The 14,669-nt window shown below is 51.0% G+C and carries 21 protein-coding genes; 1 reads left to right on the top strand and 20 read right to left on the bottom strand.

Annotated features, from left to right (window positions below; all coding sequences use genetic code 11):
* Positions 1–80: 80 nt before the first annotated feature.
* The 15 genes from EDM60_RS09625 to EDM60_RS09560 all read right to left on the bottom strand — a co-directional run bounded on the left by EDM60_RS09625 (position 81) and on the right by EDM60_RS09560 (position 9,670).
* Entirely contained in the window at positions 81–353 is a 273-nt protein-coding gene (locus tag EDM60_RS09625; RefSeq protein WP_122963787.1) for a hypothetical protein, read from the bottom strand.
* A 1-nt stretch (position 354) separates the two neighbouring features.
* Complete coding sequence (locus tag EDM60_RS09620; RefSeq protein WP_122963786.1) at positions 355–672, bottom strand: hypothetical protein; 318 nt, start codon at positions 670–672, stop codon at positions 355–357.
* Positions 669–1,241 carry a DUF2313 domain-containing protein gene (locus tag EDM60_RS09615; RefSeq protein WP_122963785.1) on the bottom strand — a complete coding sequence of 191 codons (573 nt, stop codon included), beginning with the start codon at positions 1,239–1,241 and terminating at the stop codon, positions 669–671. Before EDM60_RS09615 ends, EDM60_RS09620 begins: the two co-directional genes overlap by 4 nt.
* A complete protein-coding gene (locus EDM60_RS09610) occupies positions 1,238–2,053 on the bottom strand; it encodes a baseplate J/gp47 family protein (RefSeq protein WP_122963784.1) in 816 nt (271 codons plus the stop codon). The genes EDM60_RS09615 and EDM60_RS09610 overlap by 4 nt, the downstream gene beginning before the upstream one ends.
* Positions 2,041–2,475, bottom strand: coding sequence for a DUF2634 domain-containing protein (locus tag EDM60_RS09605; RefSeq protein WP_122963783.1), 435 nt, complete (start codon positions 2,473–2,475; stop codon positions 2,041–2,043). The genes EDM60_RS09610 and EDM60_RS09605 overlap by 13 nt, the downstream gene beginning before the upstream one ends.
* Positions 2,475–2,723, bottom strand: a complete 249-nt coding sequence (locus tag EDM60_RS09600; protein WP_122963782.1) for a hypothetical protein — start codon at positions 2,721–2,723, stop codon at positions 2,475–2,477. The genes EDM60_RS09605 and EDM60_RS09600 overlap by 1 nt, the downstream gene beginning before the upstream one ends.
* Positions 2,724–2,725: 2 nt before the next feature.
* Positions 2,726–3,679, bottom strand: coding sequence for an XkdQ/YqbQ family protein (locus EDM60_RS09595; RefSeq protein WP_122963781.1), 954 nt, complete (start codon positions 3,677–3,679; stop codon positions 2,726–2,728).
* A 13-nt stretch (positions 3,680–3,692) separates the two neighbouring features.
* Positions 3,693–4,286, bottom strand: a complete 594-nt coding sequence (locus tag EDM60_RS09590; RefSeq protein ID WP_122963780.1) for a hypothetical protein — start codon at positions 4,284–4,286, stop codon at positions 3,693–3,695.
* Positions 4,283–6,625, bottom strand: a complete 2,343-nt coding sequence (locus EDM60_RS09585) for a hypothetical protein (RefSeq protein ID WP_122963779.1) — start codon at positions 6,623–6,625, stop codon at positions 4,283–4,285. The genes EDM60_RS09590 and EDM60_RS09585 overlap by 4 nt, the downstream gene beginning before the upstream one ends.
* Positions 6,626–6,689: 64 nt before the next feature.
* Positions 6,690–6,824 carry a hypothetical protein gene (locus tag EDM60_RS29385; RefSeq protein WP_255679189.1) on the bottom strand — a complete coding sequence of 45 codons (135 nt, stop codon included), beginning with the start codon at positions 6,822–6,824 and terminating at the stop codon, positions 6,690–6,692.
* A gap of 26 nt (positions 6,825–6,850) precedes the next feature.
* On the bottom strand, positions 6,851–7,231 hold the full coding sequence (locus tag EDM60_RS09580; protein ID WP_122963778.1) for a phage tail assembly chaperone: 381 nt from the start codon (positions 7,229–7,231) through the stop codon (positions 6,851–6,853).
* Positions 7,232–7,242: 11 nt separating this feature from the next.
* Complete coding sequence (locus EDM60_RS09575; RefSeq protein ID WP_063231751.1) at positions 7,243–7,695, bottom strand: hypothetical protein; 453 nt, start codon at positions 7,693–7,695, stop codon at positions 7,243–7,245.
* Positions 7,696–9,033, bottom strand: a complete 1,338-nt coding sequence (locus EDM60_RS09570) for a phage tail sheath subtilisin-like domain-containing protein (RefSeq protein WP_122963777.1) — start codon at positions 9,031–9,033, stop codon at positions 7,696–7,698.
* Positions 9,034–9,035: 2 nt separating this feature from the next.
* Positions 9,036–9,218, bottom strand: coding sequence for a hypothetical protein (locus tag EDM60_RS09565; RefSeq protein ID WP_122963776.1), 183 nt, complete (start codon positions 9,216–9,218; stop codon positions 9,036–9,038).
* A complete protein-coding gene (locus EDM60_RS09560) occupies positions 9,218–9,670 on the bottom strand; it encodes a hypothetical protein (protein ID WP_122963775.1) in 453 nt (150 codons plus the stop codon). The genes EDM60_RS09565 and EDM60_RS09560 overlap by 1 nt, the downstream gene beginning before the upstream one ends.
* A gap of 552 nt (positions 9,671–10,222) precedes the next feature.
* Between EDM60_RS09560 and EDM60_RS09555 the strand changes: the two genes are divergently transcribed.
* Positions 10,223–10,822 carry a hypothetical protein gene (locus EDM60_RS09555; RefSeq protein ID WP_122963774.1) on the top strand — a complete coding sequence of 200 codons (600 nt, stop codon included), beginning with the start codon at positions 10,223–10,225 and terminating at the stop codon, positions 10,820–10,822.
* A gap of 35 nt (positions 10,823–10,857) precedes the next feature.
* On the opposite strand, the gene EDM60_RS09550 is transcribed toward EDM60_RS09555, so the two are convergent.
* From EDM60_RS09550 to EDM60_RS09530, 5 genes are all read right to left on the bottom strand, one after another.
* On the bottom strand, positions 10,858–11,817 hold the full coding sequence (locus EDM60_RS09550; protein WP_167470268.1) for a DUF4855 domain-containing protein: 960 nt from the start codon (positions 11,815–11,817) through the stop codon (positions 10,858–10,860).
* Between the two features lie 567 nt (positions 11,818–12,384).
* Positions 12,385–13,062 carry a hypothetical protein gene (locus tag EDM60_RS09545; RefSeq protein ID WP_229049757.1) on the bottom strand — a complete coding sequence of 226 codons (678 nt, stop codon included), beginning with the start codon at positions 13,060–13,062 and terminating at the stop codon, positions 12,385–12,387.
* A 219-nt stretch (positions 13,063–13,281) separates the two neighbouring features.
* Complete coding sequence (locus EDM60_RS09540) at positions 13,282–13,491, bottom strand: hypothetical protein (RefSeq protein ID WP_122963772.1); 210 nt, start codon at positions 13,489–13,491, stop codon at positions 13,282–13,284.
* A gap of 514 nt (positions 13,492–14,005) precedes the next feature.
* Positions 14,006–14,146 carry a hypothetical protein gene (locus tag EDM60_RS28515; protein WP_167470267.1) on the bottom strand — a complete coding sequence of 47 codons (141 nt, stop codon included), beginning with the start codon at positions 14,144–14,146 and terminating at the stop codon, positions 14,006–14,008.
* Positions 14,147–14,173: 27 nt separating this feature from the next.
* Complete coding sequence (locus tag EDM60_RS09530; RefSeq protein ID WP_122963770.1) at positions 14,174–14,650, bottom strand: DinB family protein; 477 nt, start codon at positions 14,648–14,650, stop codon at positions 14,174–14,176.
* Positions 14,651–14,669: the final 19 nt, after the last annotated feature.

Raw genomic sequence — 14,669 nt, 5'->3', positions numbered from 1 at the left:
GACTTTATTGCCATGTTCCTCCCCCTTTCCAAAAGTCGTTCGGTTGAGCGACTGTTTTTGCATCCTTCGTTTGCACTCCGCTATACCTCCAACCTACTTTGCGCCTTGTTGTAATAACCCCGAATCACCTTGATCCCGATAATCGTAGAAAGATCATCCTTGAAGTGGTTATGCAAGAAATTTTCTGGCAACGTGCTCTCGATAACGTTCACGCGAGTTTTCAGGTTCGATACATCAGCGGTGAGCACTGCAATAGCAGCATGAGCATCCGCGATACCTTGTTCCCAACGGTTTATGTCCACTTCCGTTACTGGGTCATCTTGTTTCCAGTCCATTTTGGCATTGTATGACATCTTACGCCCCTCCTCTCACATCGACAACGAAAGTCAGGTTCACGAATTGCGCACCGTTCATTTCAATAGTGGCCGTCTTTTCTGCGACGACTACCCCTGTACTCGTTCGGATTTTTGCATTAGTGATAACCGAAACGCTGGTGACGTTCTGCGTCGACACCTCTAAGGCAATTGCATCATGAACACCCGCAGTCGGATGCTGCGAAATAGATGCAGCATGGATTGGGACGGAAACAGTGTTATTCAGCAGGATATCGCCTCCCGTTATCCGCGCCAACAGGTCGTTTCGTATAGTCTGTAGATAACTGTGCGTAATCATCTGACCACCTCCTCGTATCGTTTGATTGGGGTCATCCCTACACGAAACTCACTGACCTTGTGGTACTCTTTAATTCCAACAACCAGCACGTCCCGAAGTTCAACTCTCTCCAGCGACACAGGCTCGAACGCAACCCCGTTGCAATGAACAGGCCGGATTTTCTCGACGGCCTGTACCGCATTTTTGGTATCGAAACGGTCCTCGACCGGGTAAACGTACCGGATCACTTTCTTTTCAAAATCCTCGACCATTCGTACCTGCTTGAATGCTGACGAACTGTAGCCAATCGCCCGCAATACACCTGGAGTAAAGCCAAGGTACGCCCAATGCTTCTGCCGTATATTCTTCCGCCGCTCCTCAACACCCAGCAGCTGCTTTTGACCAAAGTAAATCCAATCCCAAACATCCAGCCCCCAGGTCGCTGACCACGGATGGAACTGCCGCAAAACGTCTTCCCGCTCCGCATGAAAAGCATCGACTGCAGTTGCTGCGCCTTCGAAATGATACTCCGCTACCTTGTTCTCGTACCATTGCGGCGGCAACATTTGCCTGTAGCGTTCTGGAATCATGTCGTCACCGCCAAAGCGAGCGAAGCGACAGAGTCAGCAGGCACGGTTAGATTGGCTTCCTGGCCGTTCAGCGTGTAATCCGCAAAGTCGACGACCCCGTCCACGAAAAAGAGCGCCCCGATCTGCTGGTACACGATCTGCGAACGCCCTTTCAAATACGTTTTCACTTGGGCAGCAATCTGTTCCTCGATCTTCGCCTGCTCGGCATCGGGGCGCAGCGCCAGCTTCACTGCAATCGAAACGGGATAAACCTTGGCTGGCAGCACCCGCAGTTCGTGCAAAGCCCGCCTTTTGTCTTCCAGCTTGGTACGCACAGTATTCGCCAGCTCTTCCGTGGCGGGCTGACCGCTCGCATCCGTGATGTACACATCAATCGACAGATCGTGCCGCGCCTTCTCTACAGCGACTGCTCCGCCTACGCCGTCAACGTTTCGCGCCCAGCGCTCATAGTCCTGGCGGCGGCCGTCGCCTTCTTCGGAGCGCGCCCGATCCAGCAAACGTTTGCGATAGGCATCGTCGCTTTCTCCCTCATTGCGAGGGAGGCCGAAAAAGACGCCTGACGCGTCCAAATATTCACCGTCTGCCCAAGGAAGAAAGGCTTGCAAAAAGCCGTACTCCAAAAGCTGCTGCTGCTCGCTAAGCTCTTCGGCAATCGGGTAGGCCAAATCGTAGTGGATTTCCCCCTCCCCCGTAGCCGGCGGCGTCTCCCCGCGCTTCTGCGCGAGCACAGCCATCCGGTTCGCGATCCGCTGGTAAATCTGGTCGGGCGTCTCCCGCAAAATCGGCATTTCAGGTTTGTCTATCGTTGCCATGCATCCACCTCCAATCGGGTTGTGCCTCTTGTTCCTTCTATCTCCAGTTGCAAAATGACCCGGCCGCCCGCAAAGCGAATGTCCTGCACGACAGCGCGCTCAATCTCGCTGTGTGCCTCCAGCGCTTCCTCGGTCTGCGCCTTGATCGTCGGCAATGACAAACCGGAGCGCATCCGGCCTTTTTCCGCCAAAAAGTCCACTCCGTACCGCTCCGAGTAAATCGCGTAGCGAAAGCGGCGGGTGTGAAGAATTTTGTGCACCGTCTCCTGCAAGTATTCTGCATATGTTCTCGTGCGCAAATAGCGGCCATCTGGCCCTTGCTTCAACTGCTTCGTCTCCCAATCGAACTGATACGTCCAGGGAATCGGCTCGTCCGTTTGCGCCGTCAAAATGTCTTCCGTGCCCGTCAACTGGGGAAACATCATTCCACCACCCCGAGCAGGAGGTATTGATCGTTTGTGCAGGAAAGCAGGGCAACCTTTTTCCCTACGTCCTCCTGGCGCAACTCCGCAGAGCGCAAAATGACAATTTCATCCGGCTCCAAAGGCGTTGGATCTTCGTCGAGCTTGACGGACAACGGCGTGAGCGACAAAAGCTGTCCGAACTCCCCTCGGGTGTTCACCAGCCCGTCCTGTGTATATCCCCTGAGCTTTGCAATGACGGATTGCATGATTACGTCCTCCTTTCCAGTTGCAGATCCATTGTGTATTGCCCGCCTTTCCAGTGAGCGTTGCAACTGGTGACGATCCAATCGGTAATGGTCTGATTGTTCTTTTCCATGATCTTGATCAGCCAGCCTGCGCGAAGCCTTGCCGCCTGCTCGTCCTCATGACGGACCGAGATCGACCTGGTCAGCGGGATTTTGGACAGCTCGGCAAGCTGCTTCGCTGCCAAAGCGGCAACATTTTTGTCCTCCCCGGCGTCGATGACCTTTTGCATGCGGCCAATTTGCTTGACGAGGCTCTCGTTCGCTTTCGTCGCACTGCTCGCCACCTTGTCGTCCTGATAGCGCTCTGCTGTCACCACCGTGTACACATCCTCGATGCTCTCGCCTGTGGAGCTTGTCGAAAGCAAGCTTGCCTTGAACAGCGGAATGATCGGGTTTGCCCCCTCCGGCAAAACGGTCAGCTTGTCGCGCTGGTACTGCACGAAATAGCGGGCGCCTGTTTTCTCGTACGCTTGCTCGGTCAGCGATGTGAACAGAGCCGTATATGATTGGGGAGCAATGCGCTCTTTGGTCGTGAAGCCAAAAGGCGGGCAGCTTATGTTCACGCCCGCCGCCTTGATGACTCGCGCCAGCTCCGTTCCGGCATCGCCGTCCAGCTTGATGCGGGAGACTTCGTTTTTTTGCAAATACCAGCCAAGCTCGTAAGCTGTCGCGGACAAATCCCCAGTCCGATCGTCGCGATCGAGGCGGACAAGCGGACCGTGGAAGATTTGCTGCGCTTCTTTTAGCTGATCGCCGGAAAAGAGCATCAAAAAGCCCGCCGCTTGCAGGGGCGGGGCTTCCTTGATTTGCACACTCAACTGCCCGGCGATTTGCCCGCGGGACGATGACCAGGACAGCTCTGTGACAGCCGGGGAAAGGTCATATCGAGTCTGTTCCTTCCCATATATGACTTTCATCTCATCATCTCCGTTAAAATCCGTGTGCGTCTTCCAGCTTTTTTTGAATCCGCATGCGCATGTCCTCCGCCCGGCTGCTGCCAGCAGACTGAGTGATCGCCTTCTGCTTCTTCGTCTTTTTCGCTACCTTGCCGCTCGTATTGGGACGAGCCGGCTGCTGCCGCGAGATGACGGCGCCAGGGGAGAGAAGCTGCGTCTGGTTGCTCCAGGTAATAAATTCGTCTTTTACAAACAGCGGCAGCTCAATCGAGCCGTGAAAATCGACGTTTTTCCCCTGAAACTTGCCATCGCACGGCCCGATCAGCACATTCCAGGCGAGATTCAACTCGTCGATCGTCAGCAGCACCTCTGATCCTGTCAACCGCTCCAATCCGGCAAGCCACGGTCTCGGACCTTGGTAGCCTTTGACCTCGATGTAAGGAGCTGTAATGTCTCCCGGCAAAAAGAAATCGAAACTGATCGATTTCGGACGTCTGGCCGAGATGCGATTGGCGGCGAGCAACGTGATCGACGTGGTGCCTTCGACATCGTTACCGTAGCCGCGAAATTGGATTTCGGCTGGAGTGACCGGGAATGTCAGTGTGTATTTGCCTTGCATGCGAATCATGTCACCACTCCTCCTCTTGTCTCCAGCGCGTCCAACAGTGCCCTCTCGATGATCGCTCTGATTCTTTGGCTGACAGTTGGATCATTGAGCATTTTCAGCATCGTCGGAATATCTTGCAGCACACCGTCCGCATGCAAAGAAATTGTCAGTTGTGGGATCGTCAAGGAGACGCTCTGTGGTTGGGAGGCAGACGCTACTCCCGGAGAGAGAGGGGGAACCACCTGACCAGCTGGTGTTGCTGTGGAGATCTGGGACAGCTGCGGTTCAGTTGGGCCGCTTGGTTTGTTCCACCACTCCTTGGCCTTCTCAAAAACTGCGCTGCCAAGCATCGATCCTCCAAAACCACCTATCAAGCCACCTACCGCTCCGCCAATTGCTGTTCCGATTCCCGGAACAATGGAGCCAATCATCGCACCCGTTGCTGCCCCTGATGCCATGCCACCCCAGTTACCGAGCGCCTCTGCCCCTACCTGCATAGCCGTATCCACCTTGTTTTCCGATCCGGCTATCGTCGCTAGACCGAGAAGCCCTCCAATAAACGGCAATTTCCTTAGACCAGCTTTCGCTATTTTTTTCCATGAGCCTTTGCCGCCACTGCCTGTATCAGGGGGATTCGGACTGGGAGTGTCGGGTGGAGCTGCCTGCGGAGTAGGTCTGGCAGTGTCAGGCGGAGCTGCCTGGGGATTCGGTCTGTTTCCGCCAGCATTTGCCGACGCTGCATTTCCGCTACCAGGCCTCCTCCTTTTCTGCTTCCGCTTTCGAGGATTAGCCCCGTCAGCGTTAGTGTCTTTGCCACCCCCTGCACCGTCTGCACAACAGCAGCACTCGCCTTTTCCTTTACCACCTGCGAGCGCGTCTGTCGCCGCTTCACTCTGTTCCGCAGTATTGGCGTCTTTTTTTCCAAACAATCCACTAACCCAGTCTTTAGTTGAAACTGCGAAATCTTTGGTTTTATCCCAGAATTTCACGAGCATGCTCGTCCCGCTGGTCAGTGCTACAAGCGCAGTAACCGTGTAGACGGTTACTTGTCTGGCTCCATCAGACAAGCTATTGAACCAACCGGCTACCCCCGCCACTAATTTGGCAGTCCAAGACGTGATAACCGACAAATCATTGGTAATTTTCCCAATAGCCGCCATTGCCTCATTTCTTGCAGCTGCTTGCTCTTGCATGCCGGCGAAGAACGGGTCCGCTTTTGTAGCCGCAGCATACGACTTGTCGACTTCATTGCTTACATGCGGATTGCTCTCACCGGAGGCGATTTTGATTGACTTCTCGATTTCCGAACCAGGGCCACCGCCCAGACTCGTCATCACTTTTTTCTGTGCCGCTTTGTCTGCCATAGCAGCAACTGAAAGAATTAATTTCCCCATCGCGATCCGCTGCTCTTCGTTATCCAACGAAGACAAACCGTCATTGATTGCTTTCGCTTCTGTCTCTGCCTTTTTCTTGGCCTCTCCAGCCGTTTCGCCTTGCCCTTGGTATTGAGTTTGCAAGAGTTGTACAAATTCTTTTTCTCCGCTGAAATCCCGCGATTTGTCCAGCACGGAACTAAATTTCCGGTCGTCATTGGAGAGCTTGCCGATTTCTCCGACCACAGCCGCCAGTTTTTCCGGCGTCTTTAACAGCTTTCCATTGTCTGCGTTAAATTCCGCGATGGAGTCGACCAGCTTCGTACTAACATTTCCTTCTCCTGTATTGTTCATATACTGGAGGGCATTTCCCAATCGGGATGCGCTATTCACGCCTGTTGTAGCGCCCATCGTCTCCATCATTTTCAAAATATCATCGGAAGCAAATCGCGTAGTGACACCAAGTCTCGCTACTTCCGCCGCCATATTTGGATTGGAGTTTTCCGTTTGAGCCACAAGAGCCCTCGCCTGGTCAGGTTTCAAGTCAGGATTGAGCATTGTCAGTTTATTTGCCGACTCTTCAAATCGCTTTGTTTCCTCTTCGCTCTTCCCTCTCGCTACATAATACGATCGCTCTTTAGCCGCAGCTCTAGCATCAGCCTTGACGTCATCCAGCGTCGTACCAATCGCAAGCCCTGTCAAAAAAGCGCCAACACCAGCAAGCTCCGTTTTGAACTCGTCGAATTTGCCAATAACCTCTCTGAGATCCACCTTTGGCTTCACTTCTACCTGGTTCAATTCTTTCATGCTGTTCTGGACGTTTTGCATGTCCTTCTTCATCTGGTCAAAGCTTGCGGAAAACTCTTTGACCATCTGCTGTATCCCCTTACTGGTTCGTCCCAGTTCCCTGGACAGCAATCCTGCTTCCTTGCTCAGCACCTTCATTTCCTTGCGCATTTCTTTTAGTCTCGCAGCATCCGCTGCCATGTTTTCACCCCCTGTCCCCAAGCTGCCATCTGAAGCTTTTCAGATCGGAAAAAGCCGAGCCCCTTCACCCGGCTCTTTCCTCATCCTCCAGCTCGACCATCTGACAAGCCATCACGAACAGCTTTTGCTTGTACGCGTCCACATCGTACTCCAACAGATCCGACGGACGGCCCCGGCCTCTTAAAAAAGCGCGGCACATGTGCCAAGCCTCTCCGTCAGATCGGATCAGTTTTTTGCTTCTTCAATGGCCTCTTCTTCCGACTGGCCTGCGTTTACATCGCGCACTGCCTGGAGCAGCTTGCTGTATCCCTCAGGATTGTCGCGGAAAATTTTCTCCACCAGCTCGTACTTCGTTCCGGCCTTGTACGCCTTTTTCAGCTCTTCCTGGTTCCACGGAAACTCATGCTCGGTCGCCTTGACGATTCGGGCATCGTTATAGAGGAACCAGTCCGTTTTTTCTCCCTTGTCTGCCATGCGCTCGCATTCGCGCAGCTCGGACAGGTTCAGTTGGCGTACTTTCCACTCGTCGCCGTCGATGACGACAACCACCTCTTTGCGCGGCGCTTGTTCATTCGCTTTTGCCAAATATTTTTGCAGTTTGCTCATGTCTCTTCCTCCTATTCGATGTAAGCTGGCAATTCATCCAGGTAGTCCGGCTTGTCGATGGACATCCCTTTCAGGTCGTAGGTAGCGTGATCGTTGCCGTCTGCCTTCGCTTCCCACAGCGTGATTTCTTCCGGATTCAACACGATGTTGGAAATGCGGACGCGCTCGGAGTTGCCCGCTTCCTTGTCCAGCGTCTCTCCAATCAAAAACGGCAGCACAGGCGTTTTGCCCTGGGTCAATTGCTCGACGCAGTAGTATTTCAAAGCGGCGTTGGTAGCCGTAATTTTCAGCGTGACCTCTACATGCCAGTCATTGACCGTCTGGATTTTCCCTTTTTGCAGACGGTTGGTGTCGCCGTACTCGACCTTGAGGACCATTTTGCCCTCCAGTGTTCCGTAGATCGGATCTCCATTTTCATCGTAAACTTGGCAATTTTTCAGTTTGATATCGCGTGCAATAGCCAATTACAGCACCTCCCAGTCAATGTCAAAGTATTCGATCGCATCCAATGGCTTGGCCGACAGCAGGAAGCCGCGGCGATCGCCGTTTCCGTTCTTTTTGTCTGTAAACGTCCAGCCTGTCTCAATCGCGCCTTGCTGCTCGCGCACGGTCAAATAAGTGTTGACCGCAGACACAAACACCGCACCGCCCAGGTCGTTGTTGCCCAGCTTGCCTTTGTACTTTTTGCCGACTGCATTGATGTCGTTGACGATCTGGTCGAGCGTCATGCTGACGCGGATTTTGCCGTAATCTTCCCGCTCGTGTGCACCCAAAACAGCCAACGTGTTCACGGCGCTCTCGATGATGTACACCTCGCCGTCACGGGTGGCGACCAAGGTTCCCGAGCTGAGCGCTTGCAAAATGTCGGTGTGGCCCCAGTCTTTCAGCGCTTTTTTCAGCGGCACGACAACCGCCGTCAACGATTCGTGCGCAGGCGTCGCCGCGATCATGCCCGCTACCCATGCCGCCCACTGCAGGCTGCCATATGTGTTTCCATTGTTGTGCTGGCCAGCGATGGCGCAATTGACGACATAACGGGCATTTTGCGCGACAGAGCGCTCCACATGCTTCTCCATGTTTTCATCGTCCGCAGCCTTGCCGCCAATGACCAGCGTGCTCAGCTTTTTGCCCAGCTTGCGGCGATCGCTCATAAACTGCTTGGCCGCTGCCTGCACGGAAGCATCGTCGAACGGCAAGTACATGGCGTCAAAATCCGCACCGGAAACAGCCATGAACAGCTTGCTGGAATCCGCTGCCGAGAGTGCCGCTGTCCCGCTGGTGCCGCCTGTCAAATTCGCTTCGGAAGCTACGGCAATCGCCGCATCGCCCAGCTTTTTCACGCGCACGTAAAGCGACTGGCTTGTTTTCGCCACCAGCTCATCTGCATCCGCAAACGAAAACTTCTCGGTTTGCAGCGGCCCTTTTACTTGCAGCTCCTTTTTGCCCGGCTCGGAAGTAGAAGCGACGATGACGACGCGCAATTCGTTGCCCAGCAAGCCCGGATAAAGCGCCTCGATCCGCACGGCATTCGCCTGCTCGTAAGCTGCCTTCGCCGCTGTTCCGTTCGTCATGCGATACGCCAGGACGGTTGCCCCGCCTTCTGCCGCAAGTTCGACCGTATCCGCTTTGCCAAACGTTTGCGCCATGCGCTCCTCGTAGCTGCCCAGCTTCACCAGTTCATCCGGCGCTCCCCACTCTGCCTGGTACGGAACCAGAACAACACCGCTCTTTGGTACTACTCGTTCTTTTGCCTTTGCGATCAGTTCGACCGTTACGCCCGGCCGTTCACGTTGAATTGTCATGCTTACACCCCGCCTTTGTATTTGGTCAATCGATTTTTTACTTGCCCTTCCGACAGCTGCTCGTTGTCTGCCGCCATAAAAAGAGCGCCTGCTACCTCGAACCGTTCGGCTTCCAGATAGGCGGCGCTCAAAATCCACTCCTGTTTTGTTTTCACAACATCAGGTTGCTGCTCTTTTTTTGCCACTAGGAACGTCCCTCCTCAATCTCAAATTCGTTGATGGTCGCTTCCGCCGCTTTCGGCACCGTGACGACGTACGTAAACCGAAACGCAATTTCCGTGCGATCCCGCTTATCCCGCCAGATTCGCAATGTCGAGCTGTCGATGTCGATGGACAAATCCGACGCCGTACCGCGATAGCTGTACTGCGACTTGCGCAAAAGCTGGCGCAGCGGCTCGTCCGACAGCCTCTGGTACACGCCAGCTGTTTTCGGATAATGCAGCACGATCCACGCCTCTGACTGCACTTGATAGGAAGCATGGCTCCTGCCCGTCTCCCCGATGCCTTGCGTCAGCAAAAACGCGGCCGGTGCGGAAAAACGCTGAGCCATCCAGTCGTCGACGTTGACGACCGTTGCCAGCTGCGGATAAGCTTCCCCGATCAGTTCGGAAAGAACGGACAACTCGCGATCCTCCATCCTCCCACCTCCCCCTTCCAAGCAAATACGCGTTTATTTCGCAACGTTGCAGGGCTGTACTTTACATGCTTGTAGTCAAGCGGAAGAAAGTTTTAACCCCTTTGCGACTCCTCTTTCGAATCTTCCTTCAATGAGCGCCTGTTGAACGTCCTCTGTATGACCGATGTCCCACTTTTTGTTGGTAAACTGAACTTCCATACACTATTTTTTCTTTGTCCCGTATTGCAACTTTCAAGCTGCTTGTTTCAACTGCTGCCCTATCTTCTCCCCAAGTAATGGTTCTGTCGTATAACCTTCCCTGCCTGCCAGGTAAAATAAGTGGGTATTTGCTCACAGATTTTTGAGAAAAACGAAAAGGTTCTGTTTTACTGGGAAAATTAGGGAAATTCGCCCTAAATCTCAATATTTCGATACGTAATGGCAGCATCGTTTTATGATTATTTAGGATCAATTTCATCCACAGTTCTTTATAACCCCATGATAAACGAAACCATTCCCCAGTTGGAACGTCTAACCAGTATGCGGGAAATTAACTTAGGGGAGGTAATAGCCGTGGTAAAAACTTCGCTTCTCACTTCAGTGGCCTTGGCCATTTCAATTGGATTTTCAGGAATTATTGCTCCGTCAGTTTCTGCGAATACTCCTGTACCCATTCAAAAAGTTCAGTCCCAATCAATGATCGAACATGTAAAATCGATAAGAACTGAACATAAAGGTATATCCTCAATTGCAATTACTGAAGAATGGTTTAACCCACAAAATGGTTTTTTCCGAGACGACAAACTCGTAAAAGAACCGGGGAAAATCACTCTAAAATCCAAGGTGTATCAATACCCTAACCAAAAATCGCTGTTTAGAGAAACAATTGACCGGTATCAAGACAAGGATATTTGGACACAGCTAGGTGTTGAGACTTTAAATGGGCAGCAAGTTAAAAAGATGAAAACCATTATTGAGCCGAAAAGTGGTATTTATCAAATCGCGTATGTGAGTTCATCAACAGGCTTACCCATTAAAGAAGAGGAATTTGATGAAAAGAATGAACTAATCGTTACGTTCGTCTATTTTTTCGACCAAGTCTCCGACCCCAAAGGTGAAATCTTTAAAGTAAAAGAACAACATGTAGAGATCGATCTGCAAAAAGCGAAGTGAATCTCACTTCGCTTTTTGCCTTGTTATTTATGAAACTACACTTCGTAAAAATTGTTGATCGCATCAAAAAGTGGGTTATTATTTAACAGGTTATGAGTCGAACCTGCATAGAAGACGATTGGAGCCTCTTTGACAATGCCGGAGAATGTATCCACATAGTAATCGAACCTGTCAGATCGGCTCTTACGATAATTATCATCACCTTCCATGGTTACCCCAATTAATGCTGTGGCCGAAGTCTTTCTTCCACCGCCAACAACATCTCCATCCAAATCATAAACCTTTTGACTATCGGCACTATCAAAGACTTTATCAACGTTAACTCGGTAAGGATCGCCCTGAAAATAGTATTGTGGCTGGATGCAAATGATATCAAAAATGTCTGTCCTGTTTGCAATTACCCCTAGATTATGAATGATATTCTCTGCATACGTTCCAAACCCATAGTATGGCGCCCACATAAACTCTTTTTTATGTGTCTTGCGTACTCTGTAAGCAATATCATTCAACAATTTAACCATTTTGTTCGAGGTCGGGGACGTACTGCTAATTTTCTGATCAATTGGGAAAATCGTTTCTGTTCGGAAATAAAAACCTTCTATCCGGAACTTCCATCCATCTTCACCTAAAATATCGATGCATGTTTTTTCAACTTTTCGCATATAGGATCGATAGTCGTCATAGAAATCATCAACATTTTTAATTGTAGTAATATCATTACTGAGAGCTGGCAACGAAATATACAAGTCTTTATAGTTTATTTCTGATGCTTTGTATTCAGGTAAAAAATCAGCAAGATCATCAATCATTTGATCAATTACAGCATTACGGTCTGACTTGCCCTTTCGATAATCAAAAAACACTTTATCCATGTTTCCCAGGTGTACTACGTAATCATGAATGTTGGTACCATCAAATTCATTTAGCATCTTTGTTGTTACCGTTCCATAACCTTTTCCTGTATAAAGATGAATCCCACGCATTCCTTTAGACATATTCACAACACTCCCACTATAAAGTAATGTTTTCCTCTGTTTTTTCGCCCATTCTTCGTGTAATCCGTTGATTCTGTTTCTGCCTATACTTCCTGTAGAGTATCCTCCCCATTTAGGGCAGTGAATGTGTCCCATTCCAAGACCCCGCATACAGGGGGCGCTTTTTTTCTTTCAACTTCATTACAGGAATGGCTCCCTTGGTTGCACTGCTTGCCTGCTGTTTGTCACATGCCAGCTCCCTCCTTCGTCGGATTAGCGAACAGGAAAAGCCACCTGGCAATTGACCAGATGGCTTCTTGTGTCTCTTACTTGATTCGCTTGAGTCCATTATAACCTTTTGCGCGGATCAAAATGGATTTTTCACGTAAGTGTCAGGGAGTGTCAGCTCTTGTCAGCCTTGTTAGCCAGTGATTCGCCCGCCCTTTTGGAAAAAGCCGCTCGAAGATCGTTCCAGCTCTTTCAACGATTCCAGCTACTTCATTCCAGCTCCAGAAAAAAAGCCCGATCCTGGCATGTCGCGCCAAAATCGAGCTTCTCGCATCTTCTGCGTATTCACTTTTCGCTTTTTCATCCCGTCTGCTGCATTTCATCCCCGTACATCGCCCACGCCATTTTCAGCACAGCACTCCGCTTAATCTCGTAGTAGCGTTGGCGGGACACCCCGATCGCTTTGGCGATCAAATTGTTTTTCTCCCCATCCAGCAGCGCTTCCACAATCAGGCGCTCCTGTTCGCTGCGAATCGTTTCTACCGCTCTGTTGATCCGCTCGATTTTGTCCTGCAAATTTTGCAGCCGCTTCTGTTTCCGTTCCCGGCGAACGACTTCCGCGTGTGTTTTGTCGCTGTGGGAGCCTTGGCCTTTTGGCATGGCCGAATCCAATCCGTACTGGCTGACCATGCCTTCCCCGGCTTCCCGCAAATAGCGCTGAATGCGAACAATCTCGATTTGCATGTAGCTGTAATCGCGAATTTCTTCTTCCGTCTTTTGCAAAACAGAGAGGGCTGGAGCCAACTCGTGCAAATCAAAGCGGACTTCCCGTTGTTTACTCGCCTCTTTCTGAATCGGCCGTGCTGGCTTTGCTTGCTGCTGCTGCAAATATCTGTCCCACTCCGGGCACGATTCAATTTTGCCGATATGCTGGTCATGGACCTGGCAATGCGTCCGCTTCCCCCAGCACGTCGCCGGGCAACCTTCGCACACCGCTTCCATCAACATGTCTTTACTGATCAAAGTTGTCGTCGTCATTCTCTTTCCCCCTCGTTCTCTCGTAAAAGCTGTAGAGATACATCGTTTCGTTTTGCTGCTATCTATCTTTTTCGTACCTTTTCTGCTAAAATGCTCTGCCCGATGATCACTCCGACCAACAGGGCGCAAGCAACGATCAATGCTGCCTGTATCATCTCTGCAAAAATCCCCTTCCCCCATGGAATGATATGGAAACAAAGGACAGCGCCGACTCCTCAACTATTCTTGCGGATGCTGCTTTTCATGGGCAGGAGGATCGATTTTTTTCTCACTCGGTTCTGCCTCCTTCTCTTTCTCCTTGTTCGCCTTCAACTGCACATCCAAAATGTTGTTGATGCGAATCTGCAAATCGACATGCTTGAATGTCACTACCAACACGAGAAAACAAACGACCACAGCGAGCACCTGGACATAATCCATCGACATCATCGCTGCCCATCCTTACTTTGAATCAATAGGCGCTCTCTGATCGTGCTTCCTCGGCTGAGCTTCGTGCTTGTCCATTCGCCTGCCAAAACGAGATTCTTCTTCGGGGAGAGCACAGGGAACTGGCTCGTGAGTACCGCTTTGCACTCTCCTGACCGTCCTCTGCGCACTCGGCAATGAGAACTCTCGCCTATGCAGCCGATACGGCCTATCGCTTGTTTTTGCATACTCTCACTCCTTGCCTGATTCCATTTTTGGAAATAAGATAGTTTGCTTCCCCTAAAAGATAGACAGGAACGTTTGTTCTCTTTGTTAGTACAAGTATCTCATACAATTCATTTCAGTTCAAGTTATTTCCAATCATTTTTTTCCTTGACTTTTCTTGATCGAACGGGGTTAAATGCCCCTGTATTTATTGCAAAATTCCGCATAAAAAGAAGCGCGATTCTCTGGAAAAGAACCGTGCTTTGAACGATAGCCACAACTCGAAAAGTATACCACTCTCATACTTCGTTGGTTACGTAATGCTTTCTTGCTGCCTTTCTGCCTGAGCGTTCCCAACTACGCCATCCACCATGTATAGCTGAAAAGCCGTGCGCAAAAAACGCAAAAGAGCCAGCGTCTCCACCCGATGCAGAGAACGCTGGCTCTTTTGCATTATTCCCCCAAGCTTCTTCCGTTCTACTCAATCCCAAATGTTCGGACGTTCGATTCCCATCGTCCTCATGTAATCGAGCAACTGCCCGGTATGAACCGATTCATGGTACGCAATCCGGAGCAGCATGTCGCCCAATGTCCTGACGTACCCGACATCGGAACGGTCGATGCGGATGCTCTCCAGGTCGCTTTTGTCCAACTCTTTGACAAAGGCGAGAAACTCGTCCCGATACGGCTTAGCAAAAGCCAACTCTTCCTCAATCGAGGTGAACGGCTTGGTGTCATACGGATTCGGCAGAGCAGACAGAGCGGAGCTGCCTCTTTGAATCAAAATCTGATGGTACAAAAACTCGCCCTCGATGACGTGCCGGATCATTTCCCCGCAAGTAAACGCTTTGTTGTCGGGCTTCCAATCCAGCTTGTCTTCCGGGATCGCCCTCCACACCTTGATGCTGCGGCGTCTGACTTCCTCGAAATTCAGAATCAAAAGATCAGTCGCATTCATGTCTGCTCCTCCTCTCATT

This window comes from Brevibacillus parabrevis (assembly GCF_003710905.1).
Taxonomy (GTDB): Bacteria; Bacillota; Bacilli; order Brevibacillales; family Brevibacillaceae; genus Brevibacillus; species Brevibacillus parabrevis.
This window is presented reverse-complemented; position numbering and strand designations above follow the sequence as displayed.

Coding starts and splice junctions, on each gene's coding strand:
- EDM60_RS09625 (WP_122963787.1), bottom strand. CDS start 353: ATGTCATACAATGCCAAAATGGACTGGAAACAAGATGACCCAGTAACG.
- EDM60_RS09620 (WP_122963786.1), bottom strand. CDS start 672: ATGATTACGCACAGTTATCTACAGACTATACGAAACGACCTGTTGGCG.
- EDM60_RS09615 (WP_122963785.1), bottom strand. CDS start 1,241: ATGATTCCAGAACGCTACAGGCAAATGTTGCCGCCGCAATGGTACGAG.
- EDM60_RS09610 (WP_122963784.1), bottom strand. CDS start 2,053: ATGGCAACGATAGACAAACCTGAAATGCCGATTTTGCGGGAGACGCCC.
- EDM60_RS09605 (WP_122963783.1), bottom strand. CDS start 2,475: ATGTTTCCCCAGTTGACGGGCACGGAAGACATTTTGACGGCGCAAACG.
- EDM60_RS09600 (WP_122963782.1), bottom strand. CDS start 2,723: ATGCAATCCGTCATTGCAAAGCTCAGGGGATATACACAGGACGGGCTG.
- EDM60_RS09595 (WP_122963781.1), bottom strand. CDS start 3,679: ATGAAAGTCATATATGGGAAGGAACAGACTCGATATGACCTTTCCCCG.
- EDM60_RS09590 (WP_122963780.1), bottom strand. CDS start 4,286: ATGATTCGCATGCAAGGCAAATACACACTGACATTCCCGGTCACTCCA.
- EDM60_RS09585 (WP_122963779.1), bottom strand. CDS start 6,625: ATGGCAGCGGATGCTGCGAGACTAAAAGAAATGCGCAAGGAAATGAAG.
- EDM60_RS29385 (WP_255679189.1), bottom strand. CDS start 6,824: ATGTGCCGCGCTTTTTTAAGAGGCCGGGGCCGTCCGTCGGATCTGTTG.
- EDM60_RS09580 (WP_122963778.1), bottom strand. CDS start 7,231: ATGAGCAAACTGCAAAAATATTTGGCAAAAGCGAATGAACAAGCGCCG.
- EDM60_RS09570 (WP_122963777.1), bottom strand. CDS start 9,033: ATGACAATTCAACGTGAACGGCCGGGCGTAACGGTCGAACTGATCGCA.
- EDM60_RS09560 (WP_122963775.1), bottom strand. CDS start 9,670: ATGGAGGATCGCGAGTTGTCCGTTCTTTCCGAACTGATCGGGGAAGCT.
- EDM60_RS09550 (WP_167470268.1), bottom strand. CDS start 11,817: ATGTCTAAAGGAATGCGTGGGATTCATCTTTATACAGGAAAAGGTTAT.
- EDM60_RS09545 (WP_229049757.1), bottom strand. CDS start 13,062: ATGACGACGACAACTTTGATCAGTAAAGACATGTTGATGGAAGCGGTG.
- EDM60_RS09540 (WP_122963772.1), bottom strand. CDS start 13,491: ATGATGTCGATGGATTATGTCCAGGTGCTCGCTGTGGTCGTTTGTTTT.
- EDM60_RS28515 (WP_167470267.1), bottom strand. CDS start 14,146: ATGCAAAAGAGCCAGCGTTCTCTGCATCGGGTGGAGACGCTGGCTCTT.
- EDM60_RS09530 (WP_122963770.1), bottom strand. CDS start 14,650: ATGAATGCGACTGATCTTTTGATTCTGAATTTCGAGGAAGTCAGACGC.